Consider the following 7379-nt stretch of genomic DNA (forward strand, 5'->3'; position numbering starts at 1 on the left):
GGCCGAGGTGGAAGCCGAGACCCGAGCGGGGCACTACTCTCAGGTGCATGCCTGGTTGCGCGGAAGCGACCCCGCGCTACCGGAGGTCTGGATTCAGGCGCACACGAACTATCGCAACACCGGTGGGGGGAATAACTTGACCGGTGTCGGCGCGACGCTCGATCTTTCGCGAGCGCTCGCGAGACTCGTCGCGCGGGGAGTGCTCCAGCGTCCGCGGCGATCCATCCGCTTCACCTGGGGACCGGAGCACATGGCCAGCATCTATTACTTCCACCAGAACCCCGAAGAAGTGTCCCGGGTTCTGGCCTATCTCAACCTCGACATGGTGGGAGACCATCAGCAACTGAGCGAATCGGTGCTGCGACTCTATCGCACGCCGCACTCGCTTCCCTCGTTCGTCAATGACGTCGTGGAAGAGATGTTCCGCGTCGTGGGAGAAGGCAACTCGATCTCGATCCGCCAGGGCCGTCTTCTCGATTTCGGAACGACGTTCCGCCTACCCATCTGGGAGCCTTCGGGCAGCCGTGACCCTTTCTACTACTACATCGAGCCTTTCTGGGGTCCGAGCGATCACGAGGACGTCGCCGAGGCCAGCCTCGGTGTCCCCGCCGTTCTTCTCAACACCTGGCCCGATCCCTACATCGGGACGCAACAGGACACTCTCGAGCGGGCCGACGCGACCCAGATGAAACGGGCCGGGGTGATCGCCGGCGCCGCCGCCTATATCATGGCGACGGCGGCGGACGAGGACCTCCCCTCGCTTTCTCAGAACGCTGTCGAGAAGGCTCGCGCCCGGCTGGCCTCGGATGAACGTCGGGCGGTCGATCTGCTGCTCGACTCCCCCGACGACGCGGAGCTCGCGTTCGATATCGTGCAACATGCCTACGAGCGCGAGGCGGTTGCCATCGAGACGTTACAAGCCCTCTCCCGCAATGGGGTCTCGGAATATGTGCGAGGGGTCGCAAACGACCTCCGGGGGGAGCTTCCCCGAGCGATGGCGCGCCTCGAGAGTCACGGAGGCAAGCACCTCCCTTCGTCATCCCAAGGGCCGAGCGCCTCACTCGTTCCCGTTCGCACGCCACTCGTGCGCGGCCCGGTGAACTTCTTCCGTGACGAGTACGGACGGGACTGGATGGTCGAGAGGGCGAACGACCCCGCGTTCGTCGAGAAAGTGCGGCTGGCGCGGCGAGGACATTACTACCTCTACGAGACGTTGAACTTCGCGAACGGCCGCCGCAACCTGGCCGCGATCCGCTCTGCGGTGGCCGCGGAGTACGGCCCGGCTTCTCTCGACGAAATCGAAGAGTATTTCCGGCTCCTCGAGAAAGTCGGCGTCGTAACTTTCGTCGATCGGTAGCGCAGTCCCCGGCGGCCTAGGCGTACCGCCGCAGTGATAGAATCGAGCCATCATCGATCTCCAAGATGAGAAGCGATCCTGCCGCCTGGCCCCAGCGCGTTTTCGATGTCCTGAAGAGCGAAGGCGTTCGGGTGGTCTCTTACGTTCCGGACGCCGGGCTCCGCGGCCTCATCAAGCTCTGCCGTTCCGATGACACGATGATATCGGTCGCGTTGACGAACGAGGAAGAGGGGATCGGACTCTCGGCGGGTGCCTGGCTCGGGGGCGATCGCGCCGTCCTCCTGATGCAGTCGAGCGGCGTGGGGAAATGCGTGAATGGTCTCGCGATGATCGAGGAGTGCCGCTTTCCTTTTCTCGCTGTGGTATCGATGCGAGGAGAATGGGGGGAGGCGAATCCCTGGCAGGTGCCGATGGCAAGGGCGGTCGTTACCGTCCTCGAGGAAATGGGTGTGAGTCCCATTCGCGTGCTCGATTCGGATCGAGCGGCCGATGCCGTCGCTTCCGCCGCGAGAATGGCCTTCGAGAGCCATCGAGCCGTGGCGGTCTTGCTCTCTCAACAGATGCTCGGCAGCAAGACGTTCCCGACCGCGGAGCAAGCACATGACTGATGTCCTGGAGCGAAGGGACGCGGTGGCGGAAATCCTCCGCGACCGGGGAGAGCTCCTCGTGGTGGCGGGACTCGGAGGGCCCTCCTGGGACTGCGCTGCCGCAGGAGATGACCCGCGGAACTTCTACCTCTGGGGCGCGATGGGGCTCGCCCCCATGGTTGGCCTCGGCCTTGCGATCTCTCAGCCTCGGCGCCGTGTCCTCGTCGTTACCGCCGACGGCGAGATGCTCATGGGTATCGGAAGCCTCGCCACCATCGCGGCCCATCGTCCGACGAACCTCTGCCTCGTCGTTCTCGACAACGAGACCTACGGCGAGACGGGAGGCCAGGAAAGCCACACGGCCCGGGGAGTGGACCTCGCCGGCATCGCCCGCGCCGCCGGTTTCGCCGAGGCTTGGACGCTTCGCGATCGGGCCGAGCTTACCCGCTTGCGCTCGAGCATTCACGAGGCCGACGGACCGCTGTTCGCTTCAGTCAAGGTATCGAGCGCGAAGGTCCCGATGGTTCTTCCACCCCGTAGTGGAAGCTTCCTCCATCATCGGTTCCGAGATGCGGTCGGGGCGGAGCCTCGCTAAAAAAGCTGCCATCCTGCCTGGCAGTTGCGAAGACGGCTTCGGCGTATTGTCCCGATGCATTGGTGACAGCTCCGACTTCCGTTCGAAACTGGTTGCGAGAAGGACGCCCATGTTGATCATTCTGTTTCGATCTCGCTTGACCGAAGAGGCTGGAGAGGACTACTTGGCTCATGGAGAAGAAATGCTCGCTCACGCGAAGAGCCAGCCAGGCTTCGTCGACTACAAACAATACGTGAGCGCCGATGGAGAGCGGCTCACGGTCGTGAGATGGAAGGACGAAGAGACCCTCGAGCAGTGGCGAATCGACGAGAAGCACCGGGCAGCGAAGAAGCGCGGCCGCGATCGATGGTATCAGGACTACCACATCGAGATCGCAAAGGTGTTTCACGAGTCACGATTCGAACGGCCGACCGAACCCTGATCATCGCGAGTCCAAAGATCCCAGCATTTTTCCCAACTTCAACTCTAGTGTTCAATGCCGTGGCGGGACCCGTAATCGATCGAGCCGCCACGGCTCGGGCTGCTTACGGCGCGGCAGGCGCGCCGGGCTCGCTCCGCTCGCGCAGGGTGGGCTGAGTTTTTCATCACCCTGCTAGCGAAGGTCCGTCGAACCGGAGGTGGTAGAATCCGCCAACCGCAACGACGTCGTGGATCAGGAGGAATCGGATGAACATGAAGAACTCGGGTATCTCCCGTAGAGGTTTCGTCAGCGGGTTGACGGCGATCCTGGGCTACGCGGGGCTCGCCCCCGGATCGATTTTCGGCATGCAGGCCCCGGCGCTCCAGCGACGCCCGCCGCGTCCCACCGAGGATGAATACGACGCTTTCGCGAAGCTCTCGAGCAACGAGAACCCCTGGGGACCCTACGATTCGGTGATGAAGGCGATGAACCGGGCGTTCAAGTACGCGAATCGCTACGGGTATCCCGACGGGAATCTCGTGGAGGAAATTGCCGCTCATCACGGAGTCGAGACCGAAAACCTCCTCATCACCGCGGGGTCCGGCGAGGTCCTGGACGTGGTCGGAACGACCTTCCTCGCCGGCGACAAGAAGGTTCTCGGGGTCGAGCCCTCCTACGGCTCCGTGTACCGACACGCGACGAACATCAAGTCGGAGGCGGTTCTCCTTCCGCTTCTCGAGGACCTCCGCCAGGACATCCCGGCGATGATCCAGGCGGTCAAGAGGCACTATCGCGAGATCGGCTTCGTCTACCTCTGCAACCCGAACAATCCGACCGGCGTCATCGTGACGAGGGACGAGGTTCGACAGCTTCTCGATGGGATTCCGGAGGACGTTCCCGTTCTCATCGACGAGGCCTACCACCACTTCGTGGACGACCCGCGCTACGGGACGTCCATCCCTTACGTCGTCGAGGGACGGCCGGTCGTCGTGGCGCGGACGTTCTCAAAGATCGCGGCGCTCGCGGGCATGCGGATCGGCTACGCGATCGCTCCCAAGGACATCATCGAGAGGATGCGGCCCTGGGCTTCCGGCAGCGTGAACGCACTCGCCAAATGGGGTGCGGTTACGGCCCTGAAGGACACCGCGTCGCAAGAAAAGGTCAAGCGGATGACGATCGAGCTTCGAGAGCAGACGAAGGCGGAGCTCGAGAGCATGGGTTTCAGGGTCATTCCCTCGGAGACGAATTTCTTCTTCATGCACATCGGGCGCGACGTTCGCCCGGTGATCGACGCGTTCCGCGAGCGCGGGGTGTTGGTCGGGCGGCCATTTCCTCCGATGCTCGACTACCTGAGGGTGTCGATCGGAAACGACGAGGAAATGCACCGGTTCATGGTCGCCTTCAAAGAGGTCTTCCCTGACGGGCCGGGCTCCGGTGAGACGCCGACCGCGGCCCCGAGCATCGGTTGATACACTGACGATTCAGGCCTCGACGTTCAACGAACGCGAAGGGTCCACTCGCGACGCGCGCCGGGCCGGGAGATAAGCCGAGAGCGCCGCGACCGTCGATAACGAGACGGCGACGAGGAGAAATACGGAGGCGTCGGTCGGCTCGACCTGGAAGAGGAACGAGGTGAGGAGACGCGTCGCCAGAAGCGATACCAGGGTTCCCAGGAGTATCCCGGCGACGACGGGCCGCATTCCCGAAGAAAGCACCTCGGTCAGAACGCGCCTCGCGGTGGCGCCCAGGGCCATTCGGATGCCGATGTCGCGCGTCCTCTCGCTCACCGTGTACGAGATCACGCCATAGACTCCGACAGCGCTCAGAAGGAACGCGAGAGCCGCGAACCCTGAGAACACCAGAGTACGGACCCGTGCTTCGGTCATGGATTCCCACACCACTTCCCTCATTGGCCGGATATCTCGAATCGGGACATCGGAATCCACTTCCCAAATCGCCTCACGAAGTACGGGTATCGAGGCGTCCAGATCACCCATCGTTCGGACGACGACCGACATCGCGCTCGGCCAGGAGTCCTGCGCGTAGGGCACGTAGACTTCACCCTGAGGAAGCCGATCGAGCCGGTGCTGGTGTACGTCGGCGACTACCCCCACGACGGTGAACCACGCGTTTCCGTCGTCGAAGCGCACCTGCTTGCCAACCGGGTCCTGGCTCGGCCAGACCTCTCGGGCAAAGCTATCGTTCACGAGTCCCACCTTCTCCGTACCCCGCCGATCGTCATCGGTGAGGTCGCGTCCCCGCAGGAGCGGGATACCGAGCGTGCCACGATACTCCGGGGTCACGATCCGATAGCTCACCGAGGGAGGCTCGACTCCGGCGGGCACCGGGGCACCCGTCGGACTGTATCCGACCGCCATGAACGGAGACGTCATCGGCAGTATCTGAATCGCCCCGGCCGACACGACCCCGGGAGCGGTTCGAAGAGCTTCGAGCACCCGATCGTAATATTGATGCAGATTCTCCTCGTCGGCATACCGCAACGTCGAGGGCAGGAGTTTCATCGACACGACCCCATCGGCGGCGAAGCCGGTCTCGACCTGCTGCAGCCGCCAGAAGCTTTTCACCAGCAGGCCCGAGGCCACGACCAGCACGAGCGACAAGGCGATCTCCGCCCCGACGAGAGTCCGGTTGAGCCGCGAACGCTCTCGGGTCGCCGCGCTCGAGCGGGATTTCAGCCCCGATGCACCCCGGCTCAGACGAAGAACCGGGACCCATCCGAACACGAGGCTCGTCACGAGCGCGAGAAGAAGCGCGAAGACGACTACCTGGAAATCCACCGCAATCGCATCGGCGCGCGGGACGCCGGGAGGGACGAGGCGTGCGAGAAAGGGCGAACTCAGCCACGCGAGTGCGAGACCGGAAAGGCTCCCCGCGGTCGCGAGAACCAGGTTCTCGGTCGCGAGCTGCCTCGCGATCCTGGTTCGGCTCGCCCCGAGTGCCAGGCGAACGAGCATCTCCCGCTCTCTTCCGGGGCCCCGAGCGAGAAGAAGGTTGGCCACGTTGAAACAGCACAAGAGTAGCACCAGCGCGACCGCGCCAAGGAGCGAGAAGAGCGTCGGTTCGATGCCCTCCACCAGGACCTCGCGGAGCGGCGCCAATCGATATCCTTTCACTTTGTCGATATAGCTGGGAATTGGAGTGATGCCCCTGGCGATCGTTTCGAGCTCGGCCCGCGCCGTGTCGACATCGACTCCCGGCTTGAGGCGGCCGACGATGCCAAGATTGGCAATATGAGAATACTCGTCCTCGTCGTCGGGATTGATCTCGAGAACGGTCCATACGTCGACGACCTTTCCGAAGGGACGAAACCGCGGAGGGGCAACCCCCACCACAGTGTGCTCTCCCCCTTCGAAGCCACTGAGCTCGATGCGCTCTCCCAGGACGTCGTCGTTTCCGCCGAGCTTGTTCTGCCACAGCTCGTAGCTCACGATGGCGACGCGCTCGGAGCCGGGGAAGCTATCGAACATCGCGAAGTCTCGTCCGAGCACGGGACGACGCGCGAAACCGGGGAAATGCTCGGGCGAGACGAGCAGACCCCGCACGACCTCGGGTGACGTCCCGCCCGTCAGAGTGAACTGGTAACTGGCGAACGCCGAGATCGATTCGAAAGACTCGGTTCGTGAGCGATAGATGTCGAACGCCTCGCGCGTGAATCGGTGCTCGGGCCAGATTTGGAGGAGGCGTGATTCGTCGGGATGTCCGAGGGGGCGGAGCACGATGTGAGACACGACGCTGTAGATGGCCGCGTTCGCACCAACCCCCAGCGCCAGAGTCACCAACACCGCCAGGGTGAAGCCAGGAGTCCGGATGAGCGTCCGTCCCGCATAAACGATGTCCTGAGTCATGGAGAAAACCCTTTCTCGAAGTCGGGTTCGCCCGACGATTCGCCGCCGCCCCGCCAGACGCCAGGCGAAGCTCAGCACCTGGCGCCAGTACCAGAGCTTCGCGGCGGGGGCCCCCGTCGTGCTGAGTCGATAGCCGAAGAGCTCGCGGAGATCCTCACGGATCTCGGTTCTCTCGAGTGGAGGGACGACGGCTTCGAGGAGCCATTCGGCCATTCGTGGGGGTTGCCCGGCGCCGTGTTTCATTTTCGCTCCAGAAGCGGCTCGATGCCTTCCCAGAGACGGTGAAAGCTGAGACGGGACTCGCGCAACCGTTCGAGAGCCGCCGGGCGAAGCTTGAAATAGCGGCGGTTCCGATCCCCCTTGCCCGCAGCAGATAGGCGAGAAGCGAGAAACCCCTTCTTCTCGAGGCGCCTGAGCGCGATATAAACAGCCGCGGGCGCGACTTCGCGTCCCGTCCGTTCCTCGAGCTCCAGGACGATGGGAACCGAGTAGGCCTCCCCGCCAAGCCTCAGGATCGACAGGAGGACCCCGTGCTCGAACTCGCCCAGCGATTCTCGACGTGTCATTAGACTAG

General features: G+C 63.5%; 7 protein-coding genes. 5 read left to right on the forward strand and 2 right to left on the reverse strand.

All coding sequences use genetic code 11. From position 1 onward, the window contains the following. The 5 genes from VEK15_31425 to VEK15_31445 all read left to right on the forward strand — a co-directional run. The coding region (locus tag VEK15_31425; protein ID HXV65248.1) for a hypothetical protein at window positions 1-1357 on the forward strand (1357 nt) is incomplete at its 5' end. Window positions 1358-1422: 65 nt separating this feature from the next. Then, the gene (locus VEK15_31430; GenBank protein ID HXV65249.1) at window positions 1423-1965 is read left to right on the forward strand and encodes a phosphonopyruvate decarboxylase; all 543 of its coding nucleotides are present in this window, start codon (window positions 1423-1425) and stop codon (window positions 1963-1965) included. Beyond that, the gene (locus VEK15_31435) at window positions 1958-2539 is read left to right on the forward strand and encodes a thiamine pyrophosphate-dependent enzyme (GenBank protein ID HXV65250.1); all 582 of its coding nucleotides are present in this window, start codon (window positions 1958-1960) and stop codon (window positions 2537-2539) included. Before VEK15_31430 ends, VEK15_31435 begins: the two co-directional genes overlap by 8 nt. A 109-nt stretch (window positions 2540-2648) precedes the next feature. Beyond that, window positions 2649-2960, forward strand: a complete 312-nt coding sequence (locus VEK15_31440) for an antibiotic biosynthesis monooxygenase (GenBank protein HXV65251.1) — start codon at window positions 2649-2651, stop codon at window positions 2958-2960. 245 nt (window positions 2961-3205) lie between these two features. Then, window positions 3206-4408 (forward strand): histidinol-phosphate transaminase, encoded by a 1203-nt coding sequence (locus VEK15_31445; GenBank protein HXV65252.1) that lies wholly within the window; start codon window positions 3206-3208, stop codon window positions 4406-4408. A 12-nt stretch (window positions 4409-4420) separates the two neighbouring features. On the opposite strand, the gene VEK15_31450 is transcribed toward VEK15_31445, so the two are convergent. Together VEK15_31450 and VEK15_31455 are read right to left on the reverse strand one after the other, a co-directional pair. Beyond that, window positions 4421-7048: an ADOP family duplicated permease gene (locus tag VEK15_31450; GenBank protein HXV65253.1), complete on the reverse strand. Its 2628-nt coding sequence runs from the start codon at window positions 7046-7048 to the stop codon at window positions 4421-4423. Continuing rightward, the coding region (locus tag VEK15_31455; protein HXV65254.1) for a helix-turn-helix transcriptional regulator at window positions 7045-7379 on the reverse strand (335 nt) is incomplete at its 5' end. The genes VEK15_31455 and VEK15_31450, both read right to left, overlap by 4 nt.

This window comes from Vicinamibacteria bacterium, from assembly GCA_035620555.1.
Taxonomy (GTDB): Bacteria; Acidobacteriota; Vicinamibacteria; order Marinacidobacterales; family SMYC01; genus DASPGQ01.